This is a genomic window from Enterococcus sp. DIV1375a, from assembly GCF_051712205.1.
Taxonomy (GTDB): domain Bacteria; phylum Bacillota; class Bacilli; order Lactobacillales; family Enterococcaceae; genus Enterococcus; species Enterococcus faecalis.
In genome coordinates, this window is record NZ_JBIOOM010000001.1 from 694,609 (window position 1) to 717,827 (window position 23,219).

The 23,219-nt window shown below is 36.9% G+C and carries 26 protein-coding genes, 1 tRNA gene, 1 pseudogene and 1 other annotated feature; of the genes and pseudogenes, 23 read left to right on the plus strand and 5 right to left on the minus strand.

Features of this window, described 5'->3' with window-relative positions:
* The first annotated feature begins 227 nt into the window (after positions 1-227).
* Positions 228-2,396 (plus strand): PTS transporter subunit IIBC, encoded by a 2,169-nt coding sequence (locus IGJ63_RS03380; protein ID WP_002361387.1) that lies wholly within the window; start codon positions 228-230, stop codon positions 2,394-2,396.
* Positions 2,397-2,610: 214 nt separating this feature from the next.
* Complete coding sequence (gene mapP, locus IGJ63_RS03385; RefSeq protein WP_002358863.1) at positions 2,611-3,435, plus strand: maltose 6'-phosphate phosphatase; 825 nt, start codon at positions 2,611-2,613, stop codon at positions 3,433-3,435.
* Positions 3,436-3,494: 59 nt separating this feature from the next.
* On the opposite strand, the gene proC is transcribed toward mapP, so the two are convergent.
* Positions 3,495-4,310 (minus strand): pyrroline-5-carboxylate reductase, encoded by an 816-nt coding sequence (proC, locus tag IGJ63_RS03390; RefSeq protein WP_002355848.1) that lies wholly within the window; start codon positions 4,308-4,310, stop codon positions 3,495-3,497.
* 126 nt (positions 4,311-4,436) lie between these two features.
* On the opposite strand from proC, the gene IGJ63_RS03395 reads away from it, so the two are divergent.
* The 3 genes from IGJ63_RS03395 to IGJ63_RS03405 are packed head-to-tail and all read left to right on the plus strand — an operon-like array spanning position 4,437 to position 5,986.
* Positions 4,437-5,399, plus strand: coding sequence for a helix-turn-helix domain-containing protein (locus tag IGJ63_RS03395; RefSeq protein WP_002403726.1), 963 nt, complete (start codon positions 4,437-4,439; stop codon positions 5,397-5,399).
* Positions 5,380-5,679 (plus strand): hypothetical protein, encoded by a 300-nt coding sequence (locus IGJ63_RS03400; RefSeq protein ID WP_002358867.1) that lies wholly within the window; start codon positions 5,380-5,382, stop codon positions 5,677-5,679. The genes IGJ63_RS03395 and IGJ63_RS03400 overlap by 20 nt, the downstream gene beginning before the upstream one ends.
* Positions 5,672-5,986: a nucleotide pyrophosphohydrolase gene (locus tag IGJ63_RS03405; protein WP_002370682.1), complete on the plus strand. Its 315-nt coding sequence runs from the start codon at positions 5,672-5,674 to the stop codon at positions 5,984-5,986. Before IGJ63_RS03400 ends, IGJ63_RS03405 begins: the two co-directional genes overlap by 8 nt.
* A gap of 154 nt (positions 5,987-6,140) precedes the next feature.
* Here the strand turns inward: IGJ63_RS03405 and IGJ63_RS03410 are convergent, their stop codons facing one another.
* Both IGJ63_RS03410 and IGJ63_RS03415 read right to left on the minus strand, forming a co-directional pair.
* Complete coding sequence (locus tag IGJ63_RS03410; protein ID WP_002401553.1) at positions 6,141-6,821, minus strand: peptide ABC transporter permease; 681 nt, start codon at positions 6,819-6,821, stop codon at positions 6,141-6,143.
* A 37-nt stretch (positions 6,822-6,858) separates the two neighbouring features.
* Positions 6,859-7,500 carry an ATP-binding cassette domain-containing protein gene (locus tag IGJ63_RS03415; RefSeq protein ID WP_002385078.1) on the minus strand — a complete coding sequence of 214 codons (642 nt, stop codon included), beginning with the start codon at positions 7,498-7,500 and terminating at the stop codon, positions 6,859-6,861.
* A 503-nt stretch (positions 7,501-8,003) separates the two neighbouring features.
* On the opposite strand from IGJ63_RS03415, the pseudogene IGJ63_RS03420 reads away from it, so the two are divergent.
* The 3 genes and pseudogenes from IGJ63_RS03420 to IGJ63_RS03430 all read left to right on the plus strand — a co-directional run.
* Positions 8,004-8,204, plus strand: a pseudogene (locus tag IGJ63_RS03420) (MerR family transcriptional regulator); the annotation flags it as partial.
* A 144-nt stretch (positions 8,205-8,348) separates the two neighbouring features.
* Positions 8,349-8,780 (plus strand): VOC family protein, encoded by a 432-nt coding sequence (locus IGJ63_RS03425; RefSeq protein ID WP_023895395.1) that lies wholly within the window; start codon positions 8,349-8,351, stop codon positions 8,778-8,780.
* A 242-nt stretch (positions 8,781-9,022) separates the two neighbouring features.
* The gene (locus IGJ63_RS03430) at positions 9,023-10,891 is read left to right on the plus strand and encodes a TPM domain-containing protein (protein ID WP_438745939.1); all 1,869 of its coding nucleotides are present in this window, start codon (positions 9,023-9,025) and stop codon (positions 10,889-10,891) included.
* A gap of 87 nt (positions 10,892-10,978) precedes the next feature.
* Here IGJ63_RS03430 and IGJ63_RS03435 read toward each other — a convergent pair.
* Positions 10,979-11,052: transfer RNA gene (locus IGJ63_RS03435), tRNA-Arg, on the minus strand.
* Between the two features lie 172 nt (positions 11,053-11,224).
* Positions 11,225-11,300 (plus strand) — a sequence feature (ribosomal protein L21 leader region).
* Positions 11,301-11,319: 19 nt separating this feature from the next.
* Here IGJ63_RS03435 and rplU point away from each other — a divergent pair.
* From rplU to psiE, 4 genes are all read left to right on the plus strand, one after another.
* A complete protein-coding gene (gene rplU, locus IGJ63_RS03440; protein ID WP_002355866.1) occupies positions 11,320-11,628 on the plus strand; it encodes a 50S ribosomal protein L21 in 309 nt (102 codons plus the stop codon).
* Positions 11,629-11,660: 32 nt separating this feature from the next.
* Positions 11,661-12,005, plus strand: a complete 345-nt coding sequence (locus IGJ63_RS03445) for a ribosomal-processing cysteine protease Prp (RefSeq protein WP_002355867.1) — start codon at positions 11,661-11,663, stop codon at positions 12,003-12,005.
* A gap of 12 nt (positions 12,006-12,017) precedes the next feature.
* A complete protein-coding gene (gene rpmA, locus IGJ63_RS03450) occupies positions 12,018-12,305 on the plus strand; it encodes a 50S ribosomal protein L27 (RefSeq protein ID WP_002355868.1) in 288 nt (95 codons plus the stop codon).
* Between the two features lie 199 nt (positions 12,306-12,504).
* Positions 12,505-12,957: a phosphate-starvation-inducible protein PsiE gene (psiE, locus tag IGJ63_RS03455; protein WP_002355869.1), complete on the plus strand. Its 453-nt coding sequence runs from the start codon at positions 12,505-12,507 to the stop codon at positions 12,955-12,957.
* A gap of 70 nt (positions 12,958-13,027) precedes the next feature.
* On the opposite strand, the gene IGJ63_RS03460 is transcribed toward psiE, so the two are convergent.
* Entirely contained in the window at positions 13,028-13,843 is an 816-nt protein-coding gene (locus IGJ63_RS03460) for a metallophosphoesterase (protein WP_002363393.1), read from the minus strand.
* 171 nt (positions 13,844-14,014) lie between these two features.
* Here IGJ63_RS03460 and IGJ63_RS03465 point away from each other — a divergent pair, with 171 nt between their 5' ends.
* The 11 genes from IGJ63_RS03465 to recN all read left to right on the plus strand — a co-directional run bounded on the left by IGJ63_RS03465 (position 14,015) and on the right by recN (position 23,146).
* Positions 14,015-15,079 (plus strand): M24 family metallopeptidase, encoded by a 1,065-nt coding sequence (locus IGJ63_RS03465; RefSeq protein WP_002391500.1) that lies wholly within the window; start codon positions 14,015-14,017, stop codon positions 15,077-15,079.
* Positions 15,080-15,092: 13 nt separating this feature from the next.
* Positions 15,093-15,413: a MazG nucleotide pyrophosphohydrolase domain-containing protein gene (locus IGJ63_RS03470; RefSeq protein WP_002355872.1), complete on the plus strand. Its 321-nt coding sequence runs from the start codon at positions 15,093-15,095 to the stop codon at positions 15,411-15,413.
* Positions 15,414-15,745: 332 nt separating this feature from the next.
* Positions 15,746-16,177: an Asp23/Gls24 family envelope stress response protein gene (locus IGJ63_RS03475; RefSeq protein ID WP_002355874.1), complete on the plus strand. Its 432-nt coding sequence runs from the start codon at positions 15,746-15,748 to the stop codon at positions 16,175-16,177.
* Positions 16,170-16,622, plus strand: a complete 453-nt coding sequence (gene nusB / locus IGJ63_RS03480) for a transcription antitermination factor NusB (protein WP_002355875.1) — start codon at positions 16,170-16,172, stop codon at positions 16,620-16,622. The genes IGJ63_RS03475 and nusB overlap by 8 nt, the downstream gene beginning before the upstream one ends.
* Before the next feature lie 103 nt (positions 16,623-16,725).
* Entirely contained in the window at positions 16,726-17,571 is an 846-nt protein-coding gene (locus IGJ63_RS03485) for a bifunctional methylenetetrahydrofolate dehydrogenase/methenyltetrahydrofolate cyclohydrolase (protein WP_438745940.1), read from the plus strand.
* 9 nt (positions 17,572-17,580) lie between these two features.
* Positions 17,581-18,927 (plus strand): exodeoxyribonuclease VII large subunit, encoded by a 1,347-nt coding sequence (xseA, locus tag IGJ63_RS03490; RefSeq protein WP_002355877.1) that lies wholly within the window; start codon positions 17,581-17,583, stop codon positions 18,925-18,927.
* Position 18,928: 1 nt separating this feature from the next.
* The gene (locus IGJ63_RS03495; RefSeq protein WP_002395761.1) at positions 18,929-19,159 is read left to right on the plus strand and encodes an exodeoxyribonuclease VII small subunit; all 231 of its coding nucleotides are present in this window, start codon (positions 18,929-18,931) and stop codon (positions 19,157-19,159) included.
* The gene (locus IGJ63_RS03500) at positions 19,159-20,040 is read left to right on the plus strand and encodes a polyprenyl synthetase family protein (RefSeq protein ID WP_002355879.1); all 882 of its coding nucleotides are present in this window, start codon (positions 19,159-19,161) and stop codon (positions 20,038-20,040) included. Before IGJ63_RS03495 ends, IGJ63_RS03500 begins: the two co-directional genes overlap by 1 nt.
* A gap of 13 nt (positions 20,041-20,053) precedes the next feature.
* The gene (locus IGJ63_RS03505) at positions 20,054-20,869 is read left to right on the plus strand and encodes a TlyA family rRNA (cytidine-2'-O)-methyltransferase (RefSeq protein WP_002364633.1); all 816 of its coding nucleotides are present in this window, start codon (positions 20,054-20,056) and stop codon (positions 20,867-20,869) included.
* Between the two features lie 136 nt (positions 20,870-21,005).
* The gene (locus IGJ63_RS03510) at positions 21,006-21,455 is read left to right on the plus strand and encodes an arginine repressor (protein ID WP_002358881.1); all 450 of its coding nucleotides are present in this window, start codon (positions 21,006-21,008) and stop codon (positions 21,453-21,455) included.
* Positions 21,456-21,472: 17 nt separating this feature from the next.
* Complete coding sequence (recN, locus tag IGJ63_RS03515; protein ID WP_194178160.1) at positions 21,473-23,146, plus strand: DNA repair protein RecN; 1,674 nt, start codon at positions 21,473-21,475, stop codon at positions 23,144-23,146.
* Positions 23,147-23,219: the final 73 nt, after the last annotated feature.

A 23,219-nucleotide genomic window follows, 5' to 3' on the forward strand; every position in this document is an offset into this window, starting at 1 on the left:
GCATTAGTCAATAGTCAATACTTAAAAAGTGTAATCTTATGAATAAAAGCTGAAACAAAGGTAGGATAGAAGGAGCTTTATTTGCTTTATTAAAAGACAAAATAAAAAAGGATTAAGTAGTAGGGAGTTGTTTTCCACAATATTTTTGAAATTAAAGCATTTACAAAAAGGAAACAGGAGTATATAATGGCAACATAACGAAACCGATTGCGTAAGGAGTGGCAAGAATGAAAAAAATGTTTAGTTTTGAGTTTTGGCAAAAATTCGGGAAAGCTTTAATGGTCGTTGTGGCAGTAATGCCCGCAGCGGGTTTAATGATTAGTATTGGGAAATCGCTTCCTTTAATCGATCCTAATTTAGGCTTGTTAGTAACAACAGGCGGAGTTCTGGAGAGTATCGGTTGGGCAATTATTGGCAACTTACATTTACTATTTGCGTTAGCAATAGGTGGCAGTTGGGCCAAAGATCGTGCAGGTGGCGCATTTGCAGCGGGGATTTCTTTTGTTTTAATCAACCGTATTACTGGAGCCATTTTTGGTGTAACAAATGAAATGTTGGCAGATGAACAAGCTTTCACGCATACCTTATTTGGCACCAAGATTATGGTGAAGGGATTCTTTACAAGTGTCTTAGAAGCTCCGGCATTAAATATGGGTGTTTTTGTAGGGATTATTGCTGGTTTTGTCGGTGCGATGGCTTACAACAAGTATTACAATTATCGGAAATTACCAGATGCGCTATCATTTTTTAATGGTAAACGGTTTGTCCCATTTGTCGTTATTTTATGGTCAACAATTGTCTCAATTGCATTAGCACTTATTTGGCCAAATATTCAAGCGGGAATTAATAATTTTGGGTTATGGATTGCGCAATCTCAAGACAGTGCACCTATTTTAGCGCCATTCTTATATGGAACGTTGGAACGTTTGTTATTACCTTTTGGGTTACATCATATGTTGACGATTCCAATCAACTATACACAATTAGGTGGAACGTATGAAATTTTATCTGGCGCACAAGCTGGAACCCAAGTCTTTGGTCAAGATCCTTTATGGTTGGCTTGGGCAACAGACTTAGTGAATCTTAAAGGCGCTGGTGATATGAGCAAGTATCAGTTTGTCTTAGAAAATTGGACACCAGCTCGATTCAAAGTAGGCCAAATGATTGGTTCTTCAGGGATTTTAATGGGGATGGCTTTGGCGATGTATCGTAATGTCGATGCAGATAAAAAAGCTAAATATAAATCAATGTATTTTTCTGCTGCTTTAGCTGTTTTCTTAACTGGTGTGACAGAGCCGCTAGAATTCATGTTTATGTTTGCTGCAGTGCCGCTTTATGTGATTTATGCCGTAATCCAAGGTGCTGCTTTTGCAATGGCTGATATTTTACCATTGCGTGTGCATTCGTTTGGAAATATTGAATTGTTAACAAGAACACCGCTAGCAATAAAAGCTGGTTTAGGTGGCGATTTAATCAATTTTGTTTTAATGGTTATCATTTTTGGTGTTGTCACTTATTTCTTAGCGAATTTCTTAATTAAAAAATTTAATTACGCAACACCTGGAAGAAATGGAAACTACGACAATGATAACGGCGAAGAAATCGCATCTGGCGCGGCTGGTTCAGGCGTCGTCGATCAGCAAATCGCGCAAATTGTCTACTTACTTGGTGGTAAACAAAATATCAAAGAAGTTGATGCGTGTATGACACGCTTACGTGTCAGTGTAAAGGATCGAGAAAAAGTCGGTTCGGAAGAGGCGTGGAAACGGGCAGGCGCAATGGGCTTGATTGTGAAAGATAATGGCGTTCAAGCCGTTTATGGACCAAAAGCCGATGTTTTAAAATCCGATATTGAAGATTTACTAGCTTCCGGCGTTGACATTCCAGAACCAGTTATAGCAGAAAGTACAACAGGAGTGCCAACAACGAATTTCTTAGGCAAGAAAAAAGATTTCGTGGCTGTGGCGACAGGGGAAGTTATTCCAATGGCGCAAGTCAATGATCCTGTCTTTTCACAAAAAATGATGGGGGATGGATTTGCAGTTAAGCCTCTAGAAGGAGAGGTGGTGGCACCAATTTCGGGGAAAGTCCTAAGTGTTTTCCCAAGCAAACATGCGATTGGGCTACAAACAGAAGAAGGCATCGAAGTACTTGTCCATATGGGAATTGATACAGTTGAAATGGCAACACCTGCTTTTGAATCTTTTGTTAAAGAAGGACAATCATTGAAAGCTGGGACGAAACTAGCTAAAATGAACTTGGATGTGATTGAACAAGCTGGCAAAGAAACAACGATTATTGTCGCCTTTACAAACAGCGACAAAGTGGAACAAGTAGTTATTAATCAACTAGGAACCACCACTGCGGGAACTGTGATCGGACAGATTGAAATTTAAATGATTAGGTATGAGGTCGGGACAGAACCGTTTAACTCCGAGAAATAAGAAGGAATTTCCGGAAATTGCTTTTTAATTTTTGGATAATTTCGGCTTATTTCCGAAGGAGTTGGTTCTGTTCCCGCCGTTTATCAGGTTTTGCGCGTGAAGCAAAAATCCAAAGTGATTTTTGTCCCACTCACTGACCTAATAACATGTAAGAGAAGGGGAAAAGATGAATCTTTTAACAATCAATACTCATAGCTGGTTAGAAGAAGAACCATTAAAAAAATTAGAGGAGATTGCCAAGGTGATTTTATCTTCTGAAAGTGAAATAATTGCCTTACAAGAAGTGAATCAGAAAGTCGCTTCCAAGAAAGTGCCGTTAGAACAGTTAACTACTTTTTGTCCCATAGCGACCCAAACGCCAATCCATGAAGATAATTTTGCATATCTAATCGTTCAATATCTAGCTGAAAAAGGCCAACACTATTATTGGAGTTGGGAAATGAGCCACATTGGTTATGCTATTTATGAAGAAGGGAACGCACTACTTTCGAAATGTCCGTTGACTAGTGAAGCTCTCCTTATTTCAGAAAGCCAAGAACCAACGAATTATCGAACAAGAAAAATCTTAGTAGCGGAGACAGAGAGTTCAAAAGGTACGCTTACTGTTGTCTCTGGTCACTTTTCTTGGTGGGAAACACCCTGTACAGGTTTTGCCTATGAATGGCTACAACTAGAGAAATACTTAGCGATGGGGCAACAACCGTTAGTCATTTTAGGCGATTTAAACAACCCAGCTGGTACAACTGGCTATCAATTAGTGGAAAATAGTTACTTGCCGATTCAAGATGCATTTGTTGTAGCGGAAGAGACAAGCGGTGAAGCGACAGTAGAGAAAAAAATAGATGGCTGGGAAGAAAATGAAGCAGCCTTGCGGATTGACTACGCATTTGTTCCAAAACAGTGGCACGTACGAAAATATGAAGTAATTTTTGATGGTAGGAAAACACCGATAGTCAGTGATCATTTTGGCTTACTCATTCAACTAAAATAAGAAAAAGCGCTGAATTTTCAGCGCTTTTTCTTATTTACTCGCTCATGTAACTATTCTTCTCAGTCTTGTTTGGCTAATTCTTGATCCCGAAGGATGGTGGCCTCAATCCCTTTGATGACTGTTGAAATAAACGCATTGTTTTCTAATTCGACAATCCCAGCAACCGTGGTTCCACCAGGGGAACTGACTTGGTCGATTAAAGTCCAAGGATTCTCTGTGCTATTTGCCAAAGTTTGAGCGCTGCCTAGTACAGCTTGTGTGGCAATTTCTAAGGCTAACTCTTTGTTCATACCATTTTTAACGGCTGCTCGGGCAATCGAATCAATAAATAAGAAAGCATACGCAGGAGTGCTACCTGCAATAGCAGTAAAAATCGAAAAATACTGTTCCTCTAATTCCCAAGCTTGGCCAACTGCTCGAAACAATGATAAAACAGTCTGGATGTCTTCAGGGGATGCAAAAGCGTTACCACAGACAGCTGCTGCACCTGCGCCAATTAATGCATTCATATTGGGCATCACACGAACAAGACGAAGCGGTTGGGTAGTCTCAAACAGTTGATATAATTCTGCAATAGTCGTACCTGCTGCAATGGAAACAATTAACGGTTGCTTGTCTAAAATTGCTTCTTTTGCTTCAAGTAAAGCTGCTTGAACGAATTGCGGTTTCACCGCTAAAATAACTAAGTCAGCTACTGCAATGGCTTCTTGTGGTGAAGCAACCGCGTGTGCACCAATTTCTTGTGCAAAAGCGGCGGTTTTTTCGACTTGAATATCATAAAAATAAAGGTTTTCTGCGGCAATAAATTGCTTTTTTAGCGCACCTTTGGCAATAGCGGATGCCATATTTCCAGCACCAATAAAACTAATTTTCATAAAAAATTCCTCCTAAAAACTGTTGAATCTCTTTTTTCGTGTTACCATGTATCTAGTATAGAAGGAAACGCCAAAGAAAAAAATAGAGGGAGTAAAGTAAAAAGTGTTGGATTATGAGGTGATTAATTGGCAAGCAAAGAAGAACAATATGCAGCATTTTATCAGTTTTTAGAGACCTTAGATTGTTATTTAACCACTACCAGTGCTCTTGAAAAGGAAGTAGCGCAATTTAAGGAAAATCCGCATCGAGAAATTGCGGGCTTTATGTTGGCATCTTCGGAAACCATTGACGTTCCGAAAGGATTTATTCGGATGCTCTATTGTTTAGAGCAAGATGGCAATGCTTATTTGGATCAACAAAGGTGTTCGTTTTCGGCTGGTCAAGTCATGATTGTCAATGAGGCCACCTCGGTTAGCTATCAGGGGCAAGGAATGTCTATGATTATATTTTATTTTAAAAAGCACTATTTTCTTGATACGCTCTTAAATCAGCTGGCGGAAGAACCAGTCATGTATCGTTTTTTTACAGAAATTGCTAGCAGTGAATTTGAAAACATTCCTCGATATTTCGTTTTTGCCAGCCAGCCAAATTCGGATGTTCATGTCTATTCGCTATTATTGCTGAAACAAATTGTGAAAATGGCCTATTTTAATAATAAAGTGACCAAAGCGGCCTTTGTTTTGCTAGTGGTGGAACTAGGTCAACTGCCTAGAGAAGCTTTAAAGATGCAAGATAATTATTTGTCGAATCATCAACGTGTTGAGGTGATTTTAGCGTATATTGAGCAACAGATTGCGCATGTCACTTTAGCAGAAGTCGCCGCTAAATTTCATTTTCATCCGAATTACTTATCGAATTTTTTAAAAGAAAAAACAAACAAAACGTTTACGGAAATTGTCTTAGCCTACCGAATCCAATTGGCGAAAAACTACTTGAAGCAAACAGATTTATCGATTCAAACAATTGTTGAACGAATCGGCTATCAAGACAAAGCCTTTTTTTATAAACGTTTTAAAGAAGAAATGGGCATGACCCCAAAACAATATCGACAGAAAGAGGGAATGGCAGATGTACGAAGAAGTCTTTGAAGAATTTCAGTTAACTGTAGTAGAATTACCAATCGAATTCGTTGATGATTTGCCTGTCTATCGCGGACACTTAAAAGAATTAACGTTTCTTTCAGCGGAAGCCTCTTCACGAAAAAAACTTTACCAACAGCTTTTACAGGCTTATTTGTTGTATAGAGAAGAGAATCAAGCAGTTGTTGAAGAGGAAGAAATAACCTCCTCATTATTGTCTACAGAACAGTTATTAAAATACTATGATGGTGAAACGTTCGATGGGTTTCAGTTGCCATCAAATGAATAAGAAAGCAGGGGAACAAATGGATACAATGGCAAAAATTAATCAATTTCGTGATGAAAGAAATTGGCGCCCCCACCATAATGAAAAAGATTTGGCGCTCTCAATTTGTTTAGAAGCAGCAGAATTGTTAGAACTTTTTCAATGGAAAACAGCAGAAGAAGGCATCAAACAAGAAGAACGAATCAAAGAAGAATTGGCTGATGTTCTCATTTACTCCTACATGATGGCTGATAATTTAGGGTTTGATTTGGACGAAATTATCGAAGAAAAGTTGAAGAAAAATGCGTTGAAATATCCAGTGCCACACTAAGAAGCTTGTATTTTGATTACACGCCCCAAAGTTTAGAAAAATATCAGTTTGGGGCGTATCAAAATTGATACTTTTTTAGTTTCAACTAGTTGTATTTGATTTAATCTATTGTCTCGAATAAGTAGATGAATCCTATCTGCGAAGTGGGTGTCGTTTATACTCCTAGTCTTAGCCAACGTTTATTATTTACCCTTGCAATAGCCAGCGCGATGACTGTTAGAACTATAATATACAAGATAATCAATAAATTGTGGTCAAAACTAATTGAGTTTTCTGAGCCTTCTAAAAAATTCTGGACGTTTAGATATAATTCGTTTGAAGCATCAAATATTGCAAAAAAACGTAAAAATCCACCAATTGCAACAAAAAGTACTGTTGTAATCCAATAGAGTATGCTAAAACCGATAGATAAAAGAACGTTAGCAGATAAAAAACTGATCAACGCAACAATTAAAATATACTGAATTGAAATCATCGATAATAAAAAAAACATTTGCAGAATTACAGAAAAATCCATAAAAATAAAGGAAACGATAAATAACAGAACTAGAATACTGCCTAGGGTCTCTACCGTAAGTGTCAAAACTTTTTTTATATAAAAAGTAAGGCTATTGGTATTCATCATACGATAAAATAAAATTGTTTTTCCTGAGTACTCTTTATTAATAAAGAAAGAGACTAGAAACGAAAACATTAGAAAGCCAAATTGTGTAAATACAGTATATGTACTAAATAAGTATTCTCGGTAACTTAACCTAGTTACTTTATCGATGCCAATAGGTAGAATCCATCCCATTGCAAAGATTGCAACGATAATTGCAATTAAAATAATCATTATTTTGTTGGAAATCGTTTTTTTTAATTCCAAAATTTCACCCCTCAATATACTTCTGAATAACTTCAGTTTGATTAGTAAAACGAATCATTTTGAAATCTTCAATTAAGTAATAGTTGCCTTTTAAATTTTTTAAATCTGATAAATTGTGTGTGATGTTTAGAATAATTTTTTTAGGATGATTTTTTATATATGCAAGTAGAAATAGATAGATTTCATTAATTGTCTGTTTATCTAAGGCGTTGGTAATTTCATCTAATACAATAATTGATTTATCTTCCAGAAAAAAAGAAAGTAATTTTAGTTTTTGTTTTTGTCCATCACTTAATTGTCCAATTAAGGAAGTTTTAGAAATATTTGTAGCGTGCAAAGAATGAGCCAAGTGTGCGACTGAATCTAAACCAAATCTTTTCTCTAGAAGAATAAATAATTCGCAGACTTTTAAATCGTTAGGGACATTAGAAAAGCTTGAAATAATCGTAACATTTTTACTTATTTCAGAAGGGATTAAACCACTTCGGTTTAACAATAAATCCTTAGCAAATTGTGATTTCCCTACACCGTTTTTCCCTAAGATATGATTAATCACCCCTTTTCTAAATGAAACTTTTGTATGTTCTAAAAGTAATTTATTATTTATTTTCAATGTGTAATCATTTAGTTCTAACAACTTAGTCACCTCACACAAACCAACTAATGACTGTTTCAATGACCAATAACAAACTAATTGCTTGTATTAGCTTTACAATCAAGTGTTTTTTTCTTTTATTTTCTAATTCATCTACACTGAATAACGTGATTAAAACTTTATAACCATCAGAGTTTAACACAGGAACTAGATTCCATATAAACGCATATGAAAAAAATGAATGAACTGTCGAGTACGAGTATTTTATTTTTCAAAAATAAGAGATTGATGACCTGAATAAAGTTAATGGTTAGATGATTTCATTTTGGTTGCCTTTTAGTAAATTAAAGATTATAAAATTCTAATTTTAAGAAGGTATACTAATCGTATCAACTGTTTTGGTAAATGTAAAGGAGATTTTTAGAAAATAACAAGAGAAAGATCACGGGAATATTCAAATAAAATAGAAATGTATGAATAGAAACTTTTTCATTGACTTTCACATGGTGTCAAGGTTTATGATAAGAATATCAATTGAATGAAAAGGAGACTCTATGTATCAAATTGGGCAATTTGCCAAGTTAATGGATATTTCCCCACGGATGCTGCGTCATTATGAAAAAGCAGGAATTTTTGTTCCAAATGAAATTGATAAAAAAACAGGATATCGCTATTATAGCGCACATCAAATTCCTTTATTGAAACAAATTTTACTGTTAAGAGATTCAGGGTTTAAAGTTGAAGAGATGGCGGAAACTTTGAGAAAACTTAAGGATGCTTCTTTTTTGGAAACTATTTTGTTAAGAAAACGAGATCAATCGCGACATTTAATTCAAATGGAGGAGCAAAAGATTAAAAAAATTAATCAACAGTTAGTAGCTTTGAAGGAGGAAAAACAAATGATTAAAGGGACAGAAATCGATTTTATTGTTAGTGATAGCCTTAAGGCGCTTGCCTTATATAAAAAGGTGTTTGAAATAGAGGTAGTAGAAGCAACTGAGTACCCTGTCGGAATGAATGAAGCGGTTTTTCAACTTTATGGCACGAGGTTTCACATGTTAGATGCCAATGAAGAATATGGTTTAAAATCACCAACCCAAGAACATCCCAATACTATCTGGTTTAATATAACAGTAGAAAATATTGAAGAGACACATCAACTGGCAATGGAAAACGGTTGTCAAGAAGTACAGCCTATTACTGAAATGATGGAAGGAGCGCTCAAAAATTCATTGTTTGTTGATCCGTATGGGTACATGTGGATGCTCCACCAAATTTATCAAGAGTTGAGTTTTGATGAGCGGATTGAGATTTTGGAAAACGAGCTGTAAAAATCACTATTCTTGTGTTTGTTTAACTAGTTATCTGAAAAGAACGTAACGCTTATCAACTAAGCGTTACGTTCTTTTTTTTGCGTGTTAACAGAAGTTTAGTTAAAAAGATAAAGATTTGAACGTCTATATTCGGTATACTAACTATTAAGAAAATAAATTTTTAATACAAAAAAATTTATTTAGCTCTGTGGAAAATCAGAGCTAGAATATTCGGTAGGAGTGGAAGGGAGAAAAAATCAGTGTATGGGAAAAATAAAGTAGGGATAAAATTACAAATGAGCGTGGGGGAGTATCGAAAAACAAAAGTAAAAAGTATTATAATGAAGAATTTAGTTTATCTAGCTGTTCTTTTAATAGGGATCTATTTGGGAATGAGTTTCTTAAAACGATTTGAAAGGACTTATTCAGCTCCAACAGACGATGTCGTAGTAAAAATTAATCAAAATCATCTTTTTGTTTCAGATAATGCACAAATTTTGAACGAAGAAGTCATTAATAATGTACAAAAAATTAATCAAGAACTTAGTAAGACGGAAACGAAACCACAACTAATGGTTATCACAGTTGAGCAAGTTCCTGAAAATGAAACGATTGAAAGTTTTACTAATCAAATAGGTAATAAATTAGGTATCGGAAATAAACTTTATAATAATGGAGTGATTTACTTAGTATCTGTCAAAGACAGGCAAGCAAGACTTGAAGTAGGCTATGGGCTTGAAGAGATAATCCCAGATAGTTTAACCGATGAAATAACAGATAGTACCGTGAAAGATTTTTATAAATTAAAGGATTTTAATGCAGGAATACATATTGTCACCACTCGAATTAATGAACTACTTACTACTGATACTATGTCTAAAACGACCTCGCTACCTAAGATTAGTTTTTTGCAGAAAATTTGGTTATATTTATTAGGAATAGGAAGGTCGTTAAAGCCCTGGCTAATTATAGTTTTTATTATTGTTATGTTGTATTTTTTATGGGAATTACGTAATGCGGGAAAAGAACTTAGTGCCCGGTTGGCTCTAGTTGACATGGCAAATCGCTACAAGGAAGATGTAGCTATGTTTTATAATGGCGGTATTTCCTCTAAGGCAATTGTTTTAGGAGAACAATCAGTTGAATTTAAAGCTGCCAAGGCGCGTTTGGAGAAAAATATTTTATATCCTGAAAATTCGAAAAAAGAGATAATAATTCCCGCATACTATGATATGGATTTTGCCTTTGGCGAGGTGACACCAAAGAAATTTATTTATAATTATGTTGCACAGTGGAAAGATTTAAGAAGCTCTTCTATGTGTGCTTGTTTTTGGAAGGTGAATCAACCATGGATCTACTTACCGCGTTTTTGGATAGGTGAAGTATATTGGGAAAAAGTTCCAGAAACGAAACTGCCTGCGTGTCGGATTAGTGGAATTAATGATAACTTAATACCTGCTTACCTAAAAATTATTTTGTTTCCTCTTTCGATTTTATTAAAACATCCTTTTTTGGTATCCGTGACTCTGATTATTTATGTTCAAGTTAGTTTATCAGAGCAGTCGTTTCCTTCGACAGTTTTCACACTAATCACAGAGATTCTGACATTTTTAGAAGACGAAGACTCTTTAGTACCCATGGTTAGTCTGGTCTATTTTTTGATTCCGGTCTTTTTCTTACTTGGTTATATAAAATCAATAGGTGTTGGCTTACAAAATAGATTGCACCTGGATTCTATGATCCGTAGGTTTTTAAAAGATATCCAGCAAGTAAGTTCAGAAAAATCAAAATCATTAAAACAATTAGCAAACGATTTAGACAACCAGCAATATAAAATTGAAAAAAAATTATTGCGGAAAAAAATTAGAGAAAAAAAGATTACCAACAAAAAAGCTTCAAAATCCTTCTATCCGATAAGATTTATTAAGACTACGTATCCTGAATACTATGATATGCGTTTTGCTTATGGAAATGTGTCTATTGCTAAATTTCTAGCAAGTTCACGTTCTGACAGGCAACTAAAAAAGACCAGTATGTATGCGAATCGTCATGATTGGTGGGTTACAAGCAACGAGGGTTCTTCTGATGATGGCTCCGGTGACGGTTTCGGAGGTACTTCAAGTTGGTAGAAAGTTAAACTAGGTTAGGATGAACTTGGGATAACAAAAGCGCCTCTTAGAAACCCTGGTTTCTAAGAGGCGCTTTTGTTATCTTTACGTCACAGGAGGGATTCGAACCCCCGACCGTCCGCTTAGAAGGCGGATGCTCTATCCTGCTGAGCTACTATGACAATAGTTGTAATACAACAAAGCTAATTATAATGGAAGTAGTGTTAGAAAGTCAATCGGAAATTTAAATAACAGAAGAAGTTTTTTTGGAGAGAGAAAGTGAAGAAAATAGAGAGTTTATATTGACGAGGTTTTCTGGTTCTGTTATTATAGTTAGTGTTGTAATTGTGGTCTCCACAGCTACAACCGCACAGAACAAGTTTTTAAGCATGAGTAATCATCACTTGGGATGGCGAGTCTAAGTCTAGAAGAAGGAGGTGCTGTATAGCATGTACGCAATTATCAAAACTGGTGGTAAACAAGTGAAAGTTGAAGTAGGTCAAGCAATCTACGTTGAAAAATTAAACGTTGAGGCTGGCGAGAAAGTTGTTTTTGACGAAGTTATCTTAGTAGGTGGCGAATCTACAAAAGTTGGTGCGCCAACTGTTGCAGGCGCAACTGTTGAAGGAACTGTTGAAAAACACGGCAAACAAAAGAAAGTCGTGACTTTCCAATACAAACCTAAAAAACACTCTCACCGTAAACAAGGTCACCGTCAACCGTATACAAAAGTTATGATCGAAGCAATCAACGCTTAATCTCTCTTGTTGACAGGAAAGAAGGCCTATCAATGATTAAAGGTTCTTTTAAACGAACAGGCTCCGGCCGAATCGTTTCATTCGAATTAACCGGGCATGCTGAAGCAGGTCCTTATGGCAGCGATGTGGTTTGCGCGGCAGTTTCTGCCTTAGCAATTAGCACAGTCAATGGGATTGATGCCTTAGCAGGTTTTGAACCGATTGTGGAAGTTGACGATGTAGAAGGTGGCTACCTTTATGTCGAGATGTTAACAACTGTCAATCAGGAACAAAAAAATATTGCCCAAATTCTATTAGAAAATCTTTTATTAGGTTTACAATCAATAGAGAACGAAAATACTGAATTTATTCAAATAAAAACAATCACTGAGAAATAGGAGGTGCAGACTATGTTATTGACTATGAATTTACAATTATTTGCCCATAAAAAAGGTGGCGGTTCTACATCAAACGGCCGTGACTCTGAATCTAAACGATTAGGCGCTAAAAGTGCTGATGGCCAAACAGTTACAGGTGGTTCAATTTTATACCGTCAACGCGGAACTAAAATTTATCCAGGTGTGAACGTTGGAATCGGTGGCGACGATACGTTATTTGCAAAAGTTGACGGTGTGGTACGTTTCGAACGTAAAGGCCGCGACAAAAAACAAGTATCAGTTTATCCAGTAGCTAACTAATACGATTAAAAAGCTGAATCTGCGGATTCAGCTTTTTTTGTCTTGCATAAAGGGTTAGCCGGAAAATAAAGAAACATCTCAAAATAAAAAAAATCTCACATTGGGTTTAACTGCTTGTCTGACAAGGTTAATTGATGATATATTTAATGTAATAACAAGCATGTTATAAAATAATTGAGTCAAAAGAAAGAAGGGTATTATGCAGAAGAATTTTAGTGTAGTAAAGAAGTACGTGAATTTGATTTTGGATATTGTGTTAGGGATTTTAGGAGTTTTCTTATTAGTATTTATGGCTAGTTATTTAGTTGACCTCGCTACATATCTCATGAAGCCAATGACGCCGGATAATTTTTCAGTTATCATGCAAGAAATTATTTCATTCTTTATGTTATTTGAGTTTATTATGATGATTCTTCGCTATATTCAAGAAGGACACCATATTCCGATTCGTTATTTGATTTTAATTTGTTTAACCGCAATTTTACGTCAATTAATGGTTGCACATGGCGATGGCTTGCAGACTTTATTGTTATCTTTATCAATTCTTTTACTAGTGGTTGTGCTATTTATTCTCGGGTTAAATGGCAGCAAATTTTATACGCTAGGAAAAGCGAAAGTAGAAGAAGATCACGAGCAAGATTTTCATCATTAATCGAACATAATCAAAGACCGTCCAACGTGAGAATTTTTCTCTAACGTGGGGCGGTCTTTTTAATGCATAGTTAAATAGTTAACTCAATCAGTTCAATTGTTGGTAAGACACCAAAGCGTGCGCTGATTTTAGTGGTTCCGATTCCTGGGTGAACAATTAGCGGCGTTTCATCTTCTAAATGATAAAGCCCATGTGTATATTTTTTAGCAAGCTGATTTTTGTAAGTGAAAAAAGGCAAGCGAATCTGTCCGCCGTGACTATGTCCTGCTAAAATGAGGTCAATGTTTTTGTTGACTGCTGAGTCTGCGACATCTGGCTCATGGGTTAGTAGCAGAGTGGGCGTTCCAGTAGGGCGGTTGACTAAAGCTGCAGCTAAGTCGGTTTGTCCATATAACGAATCTTCTAAACCAGCGACGTACAAGGAGATGCGGTGTGAGACAGGCAGTAATTTGCCCGTGTTTTTTAGTACGGTAAAGTCGGCAGCTTCTAAGATTGTTTCGTAAAAATTGGTATCTAACCCGCTATACTCGTGGTTGCCATAAATAGCGAATTTGCCATATGGGGCGTTAATTTTACGGAAAAGTTGACTCACTTCATCCTGAATTTCGATACCGAAACGGGCATAATCATCAAATAAGTCTCCTGTAAAAACGACTATGTCTGGTTGTAATGTATTTGTTTTTTCAACAATCTGTTTTAAGGCCTTCACAGAATAATTCTTTTTTAAATGAATATCAGAGAGTTGAACAATCCGTAAGGTTTTCCCTGATTCTGTTACTTTAATTTGATTTTTGTGTATGACTAAGCATTTAGGTTCAATAAAAAAACTATAGCTTAAAATGCCGATAATAATGAAAAATAGTGCCAGAAATAAATAAACGTTCATAATTTCCTCCTTGAAATCGCTAAATTAGTTTACTACAAAAGTGTTAAGCAAAAAATAAGGAAAGGTAAAATTTTCAGTAAACTTTCTCGATGAAGTTTTTTGGTGATTCATGCTTTTCTGAAGTAAATTTGCTATAATGAAAAATGAGAAAAAAGAAAGAAGGTCGAACCAATGATGGCAAGAGTCGAAAAGCTACGGGAGTTAATGAAAGAAAATAATTTACAAGGATTTTTAGTGACAAGTCCGTATAATTTACGTTATTTAACCAATTTTACTGGGACAACAGGCTTGGCAATGATTACATTAGATAAAGCTTTTTTTGTAACGGATTTTCGTTATACGGAACAAGCTGCGGAACAAGCAACTGGTTTTACTATCGTTAAAAACACAGGACATATTTTTGACGAAGTAGCAGATTTAGCTGAACGTTTGCAATTAGATAATTTAGCTTTTGAAGAAACGCAAGTTAGTTTCGCTGATTATAGCTTATTGGAAGAAATTTTACCATGTGAATTAGTTCCTGTAATGGGTTTGATTGAAGAATTAAGAGAAGTGAAAGATGAAGAAGAAGTAGCGATTATTGAAAAAGCGTGTGCCATCGCGGATCAAGGATTTGCCTTTGTCTTAGAGATGATTAAACCTGGAATGACAGAGATTGAAGTGGCTAATCAATTAGATTTCTTCATGCGGTCAAAAGGAGCCAGTGGTGTTTCTTTTGAGACAATTGTGGCCAGCGGTCTACGTTCAGCGATGCCACATGGCGTTGCTAGCCATAAAGTCATCGAAAAAGGTGAGTTAATCACTTTGGATTTCGGTTGTTATTATGAAGGCTATGTTTCTGATATGACACGGACATTCGCTATTGGTAGTATTCAGCCAAAACTAAAAGAAATTTATGATATTGTTTTAGAAGCACAATTAAAAGTGTTAGCAGAAGCTAAACCTGGGTTGACGGGCATTCAATTAGATGCGATTGCACGGGATCATATTGCTTCCTATGGCTATGGCGATGCGTTTGGTCACAGCACTGGTCATGGCATTGGGTTAGAAATTCATGAAGGACCAAATGTTTCATTCCGAGCAGATAAACAGTTTGTACCAGGGAATGTGATTACGGACGAACCTGGAATTTATTTGCCAGGAATTGGTGGCGTGCGTATTGAGGACGATTTATTAATTACTGCTGAAGGTAATCGTGTATTAACACATGCGCCAAAAGAATTAATCATTTTATAAAGGTTGGGAGAACATGGATATCCAAGAGTATCAGCGGTTTATTAGCGCGTTTTATAAAAAACGTAACTGGTATCAATATGATCCGTTTATTCGTTCCAACTTTTTAACAGAAGAAGTCGGCGAAGTGTGTCGAGCCATTCGGACAATTGAAATTGGCCGTGATCGACCGGATGAAACAGTTTTGGCGGATGAAGAGAATCTGGAAAACTTAACGGAAGAGTTAGGCGATGTGTTGGATAATTTATTTATTTTAGCGGATAAATATGACATCTCTTTAGAAATGATTATGCAAAAGCATCGGACGAAACTAATGGAACGTTATCCTGAAGAATAAAGACGTAAAAATAAGAAAGCCAAAATTACTTGGTCTTTCTTATTTTTACGTCTAAAGGCTTGAATTAGAAATTTATGACAAGAAATTATCTGTTCTTTTAGTCAGAACTTAGCTTTTCTGGTAGCGAAATAGGCTAATTAATGATAAACTAAGAACGAGTATTGATAAGCAAAATTTGGACGTTCTTTCACAACTAACTGAAGAAACCAGTGTTGTTTTAATTTTTAAGAATCATCCGTTGCTTAAAAGAGAATCCTTAAGAGACTTAGTGATTCATCAAATAAATCGTTTATTTAACGATTTTGTGCGTAATAGATAAGGAGGACAACCAAATGTCAGAAGAAAAAAATCTTGTAATCAATGCAAACGATTCTTTAGGAGAAATCGTGATCGCTCCTGAAGTCATTGAAGTAATTATCGGAATCGCTGCTTCAAAAGTAGAGGGCGTTTATGGGATGCGTGGCACGTTCGCCAATAATGTGAATGAATTATTAGGCCGTGCAGCACACGGCAAAGGTGTATATTTACGAACAGAAGAAGAAGGCTTAAAAGTCGATATCTATTGTTACTTGAACTACGGTGTTTCTGTGCCAAAAGTTGCATTAGAAATGCAAGACCGTGTGAAACAACAAGTCTTATTTATGACAGATATTGATTTAGTTGAAGTGAATATTCATGTTGTAGCGGTAGTACCTGAAAAAATCCCTCAACCAGACTTAAATGAATTATTCCCAGAAGATGAAGATGGAGAAGAGAATGAGTAAAACAGAATTAACCCGTCACGAGATTCGTGAAAAAGCGCTCCAAGCCCTTTTTCCTTTAGATTTTAATGCTGATTTAACCAAACAAGATGCCATTGATTATGCATTGGCTTATGATAATCGGGAAATCGTCAGTGAAGATGGCGAAGACCTAGTCCCTACGTATTTAGATTTACTTGTCGGCGGTGTGTGTAGCCGCAAAGCAGAACTAGACGAAGTGATTACGAACCATTTAGGTAATAACTGGTCTATGCAACGCTTAGCAAAAATAGATATTGTTATTTTACGCTTAGCTATTTTTGAAATGCTATACGTTTCAGATGTGCCAAACATTGTGGCATTAAATGAAGCCGTTGAGTTAAGTAAAAAATACAGCGACGATCGTTCACGTAAATTTGTTAATGGTGTGTTATCAAATGTAATGAAAGAAATTGATTCAGAGGCGTAAGCTCTGAATCTTTTTTTACTATCTAACTGGTGTTAAGATACTGGGTTATATGCTAAAATAAATACTATTAAAGAAGTAAAGAAACAATAGAGGGAGCGAAGGAATGAGTACAGTAATTAACGGTCGTGAATTAGCAGATCAAATGCAAGCAGAGATTCAAAAAGATGTAGAAAAGATGACACAACAAGGCATCCAACCAGGATTAGTTGTTTTATTAGTTGGGGAAAATCCTGCCAGCCAAACGTATGTGAGAAATAAAGAACGTGCAGCAGCCAAAATTGGCATTCTGTCAAAGGTCGAAAAACTGCCAGAAACTATTTCAGAAGAAGAATTATTGGCTGAGATTGACAAATATAATCAAGATTCACGCTTTCATGGCATTCTTGTACAACTACCTTTGCCAAAACATATTGATGAAGAAAAGATTTTATTAGCGATTGATCCCAAAAAAGATGTAGATGGGTTCCATCCAATGAATTTAGGCCGTTTGTTTGTAGGCAAACCTGAAATGATTCCTTGCACGCCGTATGGAATTATGAAGATGTTTGAAGCTTATGATATTGATTTAACAGGTAAACGTACGGTGGTTATTGGTCGAAGTAATATTGTTGGCAAGCCAATGGCACAATTATTGTTAATGAAAAATGCGACCGTGACGATTGCCCATTCTAAAACTGAACATTTAGCAGAAGTTGCAAAAGAAGCGGATATTTTAGTTGTAGCAATTGGACGCGGGCATTTTGTCACCAAAGAGTTCGTGAAACCAGGTGCGGTAGTGATTGATGTGGGTATGAATCGCAATCAAGAAGGAAAACTGATTGGTGATGTAGCATTCGATGAAGTTTCTGAAATTGCAAGCTATATCACGCCGGTTCCCAAAGGTGTTGGCCCAATGACGATTACCATGTTAATGTATCAAACAGTCGAGGCAGCAAAAAAACAAAAGTAAGGTGAAAAAATGACGCAACAGTATTTAACAGTAACAGCCTTAACGAAGTATTTAAAACGTAAATTTGATGCAGACCCTTACTTAGGACGTGTCTATTTAACAGGTGAAATTTCGAACTTTCGCTTCCGAGCGAACGCGCATCAGTACTTCAGTTTAAAAGATGATCATGCGAAGATTTCTGCAATTATGTTTAAATCAGCCTTTCAAAAATTGAAGTTTCAACCAAAAGAAGGCATGAAAGTCATGGTGGTGGGGCGGATTTCGCTTTATGAAAACAGCGGCTCCTATCAAATTTATATTGAACATATGGAACCAGATGGTGTAGGTGCACTTTATCAAGCATTGGCAGAATTAAGAGAAAAACTAGGAAAAGAAGGACTTTTTGAAGGGCCTAAACAACAGTTGCCTCGTTATCCCAAACGAATCGCTGTGGTTACAAGTCCTAGTGGTGCTGTTATTCGGGATATCATTACGACAGTTAAAAGACGGTATCCGATTGCACAACTGGTCCTTTTTCCAACCTTGGTCCAAGGCGAGCAGGCGGCGGATGACATTGTGCGGAACATTCAGCGAGCCGATGCGCAAGGCGATTTTGATACGATGATCATCGGCCGTGGCGGTGGTTCAATCGAGGATTTATGGCCATTTAATGAAGAAAAAGTGGCTCGAGCCATTCATGCTGCCACCACACCGATTATTTCATCGGTTGGTCACGAAACAGATGTGACAATTGCCGATATGGTAGCAGATGTTCGTGCAGCAACGCCAACGGCAGCAGCGGAACTAGCGGTACCAGTTTTAAATGAAGAACTATTAAGAATTAGTGAACGGCGTAGTCGTTTAGAACAAAGCTTTTTATATCTCTTGCAACAACGAACAGAACGTTTCCAACGACTACAAAACTCTTATGTGTTTAAGCAACCTGAGCGGCTTTATGAAGGTCAAACGATTAAATTAGATCGAATGACGCAACGTCTTTTCCAAGCAATGACAACAATTCATCACCAAAAACAACGTCAAGCCCAAGGAATTATCGCTCAATTGCAACAACAGACACCAAAGGGACAATTAAGAGAAAGTCAGCAACAATTGGCATTTTTACAACGAAACTTGCAAACACAAATGACACAATTGTTCCTAAACAAACAAAAGCAATTCACGTCTGCTGTTCAACAATTAGACTTACTCAGCCCACTCAAAATTATGGGTCGAGGATATAGTTATACTACAAAAGAGGACCGTGTCGTTAAAACTGTTACCGAGTTACAGCCAGCAGATCAATTAACGATTCATTATGCTGACGGTACAGTTCAAGCAAACGTCGAAACAATAACAGCGAAAAAAGAGGAGTTTTAACATGCCAGCAAAAGAAAAAACGTTTGAAGAATCATTAAATGCCTTAGAAGAAATCGTTCAGCGCTTAGAACGAGGAGATGTTCCTTTGGAAGAAGCCTTAGCTGCCTTTCAAGAGGGCATGGCATTAAGTAAACAATGTCAAGATACATTGGAAAAAGCGGAAAAAACTTTAACGAAAATGATGACAGAAAACAATGAAGAAATTGTTTTTGAAGAGAGCGAGGAAGTGTAATGACGAATTTTAGTCAACAGCATTTACCGTTGGTTGAAAAAGTCATGGTCGATTTTATCGCAGAATATACTGAAAATGAGCGTTTGAAAGAAGCGATGCTCTACTCAATACACGCAGGTGGCAAACGATTACGCCCGCTATTAGTGTTAACAACAGTGGCCGCTTTTCAAAAAGAGATGGAAACACAAGACTATCAAGTGGCTGCCTCTTTAGAGATGATTCATACGTATTCATTAATTCATGATGATTTACCAGCAATGGACGATGATGATTTACGTCGTGGCAAACCAACCAATCATAAAGTGTTTGGTGAAGCGACTGCCATTTTAGCAGGGGACGGCTTATTAACAGGCGCGTTTCAGTTACTTTCTTTGAGCCAATTAGGCTTAAGTGAAAAAGTTTTACTGATGCAACAACTGGCAAAGGCAGCGGGGAATCAAGGCATGGTTGCCGGCCAAATGGGTGATATTGAAGGAGAAAAAGTCAGCTTGACTTTAGAAGAGTTAGCGGCTGTTCATGAAAAGAAAACCGGAGCGCTAATTGAATTCGCCTTAATTGCTGGGGGCGTATTAGCCAATCAAACAGAAGAAGTCATTGGTTTACTGACACAGTTTGCGCATCACTATGGCTTGGCTTTTCAAATTCGTGATGACTTATTAGATGCCACAAGTACAGAAGCAGATTTAGGTAAAAAAGTAGGCCGAGATGAAGCGTTGAATAAAAGTACGTATCCAGCTCTTCTAGGGATTGCTGGCGCGAAAGATGCGCTAACACATCAATTAGCAGAAGGTAGCGCTGTTTTAGAAAAAATCAAAGCAAATGTTCCCAACTTTTCAGAAGAACATTTAGCAAACTTGTTAACTCAGTTACAATTGAGATAGAAAGAAGGCACTTATGAAAAAAGAACGCGTCGATGTCTTGGCGTTTAATCAAGGACTATTTGAAACACGAGAAAAAGCCAAACGTAGTGTGATGGCTGGTTTGGTTTACAATGATAAAAATGAACGTTTAGATAAACCAGGGGAAAAAATTTCTGTGGAGACACCCTTACATACTAAGGGCCAAGTAATGCCTTATGTTTCTCGTGGGGGCTTAAAACTAGAGAAGGCACTAAATGTTTTTGCAATCAACGTTCAAGGCAAAACAATGTTAGATATTGGTTCCTCCACAGGTGGTTTTACCGATGTTGCTTTACAAAATGGGGCTCGTTTGAGTTACGCTTTAGATGTTGGCTATAACCAACTAGCATGGAAAATTCGGCAAGATGAACGCGTGGTGGTAATGGAACGTACCAATTTTCGCTATAGTAAACCTGAAGATTTCACTGAAGGGGTGCCGGATATTGCAACGATTGATGTTTCCTTTATTTCATTACGCTTAATTTTGCCACCTCTTCATGATATTTTGAAAAAAGGCGGTAGTGTGGTGGCGTTAATTAAGCCACAATTCGAAGCTGGCAAAGAGTTTGTTGGGAAAAAAGGAATCGTGCGTGATCCAGAAACCCATCAAATGGTTGTGGAGGAAATTACACGCTTTGCCATGAATAACGGTTATGATGTGAAAAACTTAGATTTTTCACCAATCACTGGTGGCGAAGGAAACATTGAATTTTTGGCACATTTAGTTTCTGTTGAAGGGGAAGGATCCTATCAAGCGCCAGAATCCATTGAAGAAGTTGTCGCGCATGCGCATCAAAAATTAGCGGAATGATGAGAAAAGTTAGAAGAAAGAAGTGGACGCCTATAGGTGAAAGCTTCTTTTTTGTATAAATCTAGTAATTCATCTTTTAAAATGCATAAAAATAAGCTATGATGAGCAAGAGTAAACTGAAAAGGAGAGCGGCGCCATGAGAAAGCAAGATAGACACCGTTTAATTACACGTTTATTGACTGAAAAAAATATTCAAAAGCAAGAAGATTTTGTCAACTACTTACAAGAAAAGGGCGTAGCTGTAACACAAGCAACAATTTCTCGCGACATTAAAGATATGAAACTGATCAAAGTTCCATCTGCAGAAGGGGGTTATCGATATAGCCTTCCATTAGAAACACAAGCTAATACGAGTGCTAAACTTGCAAAGCTTTTAAAAGATGCCTTTGTAGCTGCAGAACAAATGGAAAAATATGTCGTATTACGAACCATTCCTGGCAATGCGGCGGCGTGTGGTAGTTTAATCGAAAAGAATTACCAAGAGAAACTTTTTGCCGTCATCAACGATGATGATAGTGTCCTCATGATTGCACGAACTGAGGAAGCAGCAGAAAAACTTCATAAAGAGCTGTTAAGCTATCTATAAAGAATGAGGTGAACAAGATGTTACAAGAACTTTCCGTGAAAAATTTTGCGATTATCTCTTCGTTACAATTAGAGTTTCAAATGGGTATGACCGTTTTAACGGGAGAAACGGGTGCGGGGAAATCCATCATTATTGATGCAATGGGATTACTCACAGGCGGACGCGGCTCCAGTGACTATATTCGTCAAGGAGCAAATAAATGCACCTTAGAAGGACTTTTTTCAATGCCGAAAAGTCAAGAATTAAAGAAATTATTAGAAGAATTAGGTATTGAAACAGAAGAAGATTCTTTAGTGATTCAACGAGATATTTCCGCTTCTGGTAAAAATGTTTGCCGTGTCAACGGACGGATTGTCAACATTACTAATTTAAAAAGAATTGGGGAATATTTAGTAGATATTCATGGCCAAAACGAACATCAAGAATTGATGCAAAGTGAACGCCATATTGATATGTTAGATGAATTTGGTGGGAAAAAACTTTTAGCAGTCAAAGAAAAATATACACGGGCATATCAAGAGTATCGCGCACTCGAAGCCAAAGTCAGAAAGCGACAAAAAAATGAAAAAGAATTTGCCCAAAGAATGGACATGCTTCATTTTCAAAGTGATGAAATTGCTAGTGCACAGTTAGTCGCTGGCGAAGAAGAACAATTGCTAGAAGAACGCAATAAACTGAACAATTTTCAAAAGATTGCTGATGCACTGACGATTAGTTATGCCGCACTAAATGGTGAAGACGATAGTAGTTTGGATAAAATTGGAACAAGTATGAATGAACTCGCTTCGATTGAATCCCTTGATCCAGAATATAAATCATTGTCAGATACTGTTCAAAATGCTTACTACTTACTACAAGAAGCTAGTGGAGATCTTTCTAGGTTGATTGATGGCTTAGAACTAGATGAAGGCCGCTTGAATGAAGTAGAAAATCGTTTGGAATTAATCCGTCAAATGAAACGTAAATATGGTGATTCGATCGAAACGATTTTATCTTACTATGAAGAAATCACCAAAGAGTTAGCAGAGGCTGATTTTTTGGAAGGTGGTACAGGTGACTTAGAAGCGTTGCTTGCAGAGAAACAACAAGCGGCTCATCAACAAGCGTTAGCTTTACGAAAAGAACGAAAGCGCCTAGCCAAAGAGCTTGAACAACAAATTTTAACCGAATTAAAAGAACTATATTTGGAGCGAACGGAATTTGAAGTCCGCTTTACAGAACTTGAGCATTTACAAGAAAATGGCTTAGACGGAGTAGAATTTTATATTACTACTAACCCAGGGGAACCATTAAAACCGTTAGTTCGGGTGGCTTCTGGCGGAGAACTTTCGCGAGTGATGCTGGCTATGAAAACAATCTTTTCTCAAACGCAAGGGATTACTAGTATTGTTTTTGATGAAGTGGACACAGGAGTCAGTGGTCGAGTAGCACAGGCGATTGCCGATAAAATTTATCAAATTTCAGAAAATTCGCAGGTGTTGTGTATCACGCACTTGCCACAAGTGGCGGCCGTTGCCGATGAACATTATTTTATTGAAAAAGAAATCGTGGCGGGTCGGACAGAAACAAGCGTCCGAATTTTATCTGAAAAAGAGCGAGTAAACGAAATTGCGCGTATGCTCGCAGGAAGTGAAATTACGAAATTAACCATTGAACATGCACAAGAGCTGTTGGCGATGGCGAAAAAATAGCCGCTCTATTTGAGCAAGTAAAAAAACAGCCCCTTCAATTGATAGAAGGGACTGTTTTTTTACTTTTAATGTG

Coding starts and splice junctions, on each gene's coding strand:
- IGJ63_RS03380 (WP_002361387.1), top strand. CDS start 228: ATGAAAAAAATGTTTAGTTTTGAGTTTTGGCAAAAATTCGGGAAAGCT.
- mapP (WP_002358863.1), top strand. CDS start 2,611: ATGAATCTTTTAACAATCAATACTCATAGCTGGTTAGAAGAAGAACCA.
- proC (WP_002355848.1), bottom strand. CDS start 4,310: ATGAAAATTAGTTTTATTGGTGCTGGAAATATGGCATCCGCTATTGCC.
- IGJ63_RS03400 (WP_002358867.1), top strand. CDS start 5,380: ATGTACGAAGAAGTCTTTGAAGAATTTCAGTTAACTGTAGTAGAATTA.
- IGJ63_RS03405 (WP_002370682.1), top strand. CDS start 5,672: ATGAATAAGAAAGCAGGGGAACAAATGGATACAATGGCAAAAATTAAT.
- IGJ63_RS03410 (WP_002401553.1), bottom strand. CDS start 6,821: ATGATTATTTTAATTGCAATTATCGTTGCAATCTTTGCAATGGGATGG.
- IGJ63_RS03425 (WP_023895395.1), top strand. CDS start 8,349: ATGATTAAAGGGACAGAAATCGATTTTATTGTTAGTGATAGCCTTAAG.
- rplU (WP_002355866.1), top strand. CDS start 11,320: ATGTACGCAATTATCAAAACTGGTGGTAAACAAGTGAAAGTTGAAGTA.
- IGJ63_RS03445 (WP_002355867.1), top strand. CDS start 11,661: ATGATTAAAGGTTCTTTTAAACGAACAGGCTCCGGCCGAATCGTTTCA.
- rpmA (WP_002355868.1), top strand. CDS start 12,018: ATGTTATTGACTATGAATTTACAATTATTTGCCCATAAAAAAGGTGGC.
- psiE (WP_002355869.1), top strand. CDS start 12,505: ATGCAGAAGAATTTTAGTGTAGTAAAGAAGTACGTGAATTTGATTTTG.
- IGJ63_RS03460 (WP_002363393.1), bottom strand. CDS start 13,843: ATGAACGTTTATTTATTTCTGGCACTATTTTTCATTATTATCGGCATT.
- IGJ63_RS03465 (WP_002391500.1), top strand. CDS start 14,015: ATGATGGCAAGAGTCGAAAAGCTACGGGAGTTAATGAAAGAAAATAAT.
- IGJ63_RS03470 (WP_002355872.1), top strand. CDS start 15,093: ATGGATATCCAAGAGTATCAGCGGTTTATTAGCGCGTTTTATAAAAAA.
- IGJ63_RS03475 (WP_002355874.1), top strand. CDS start 15,746: ATGTCAGAAGAAAAAAATCTTGTAATCAATGCAAACGATTCTTTAGGA.
- nusB (WP_002355875.1), top strand. CDS start 16,170: ATGAGTAAAACAGAATTAACCCGTCACGAGATTCGTGAAAAAGCGCTC.
- IGJ63_RS03485 (WP_438745940.1), top strand. CDS start 16,726: ATGAGTACAGTAATTAACGGTCGTGAATTAGCAGATCAAATGCAAGCA.
- xseA (WP_002355877.1), top strand. CDS start 17,581: ATGACGCAACAGTATTTAACAGTAACAGCCTTAACGAAGTATTTAAAA.
- IGJ63_RS03495 (WP_002395761.1), top strand. CDS start 18,929: ATGCCAGCAAAAGAAAAAACGTTTGAAGAATCATTAAATGCCTTAGAA.
- IGJ63_RS03500 (WP_002355879.1), top strand. CDS start 19,159: ATGACGAATTTTAGTCAACAGCATTTACCGTTGGTTGAAAAAGTCATG.
- IGJ63_RS03505 (WP_002364633.1), top strand. CDS start 20,054: ATGAAAAAAGAACGCGTCGATGTCTTGGCGTTTAATCAAGGACTATTT.
- IGJ63_RS03510 (WP_002358881.1), top strand. CDS start 21,006: ATGAGAAAGCAAGATAGACACCGTTTAATTACACGTTTATTGACTGAA.
- recN (WP_194178160.1), top strand. CDS start 21,473: ATGTTACAAGAACTTTCCGTGAAAAATTTTGCGATTATCTCTTCGTTA.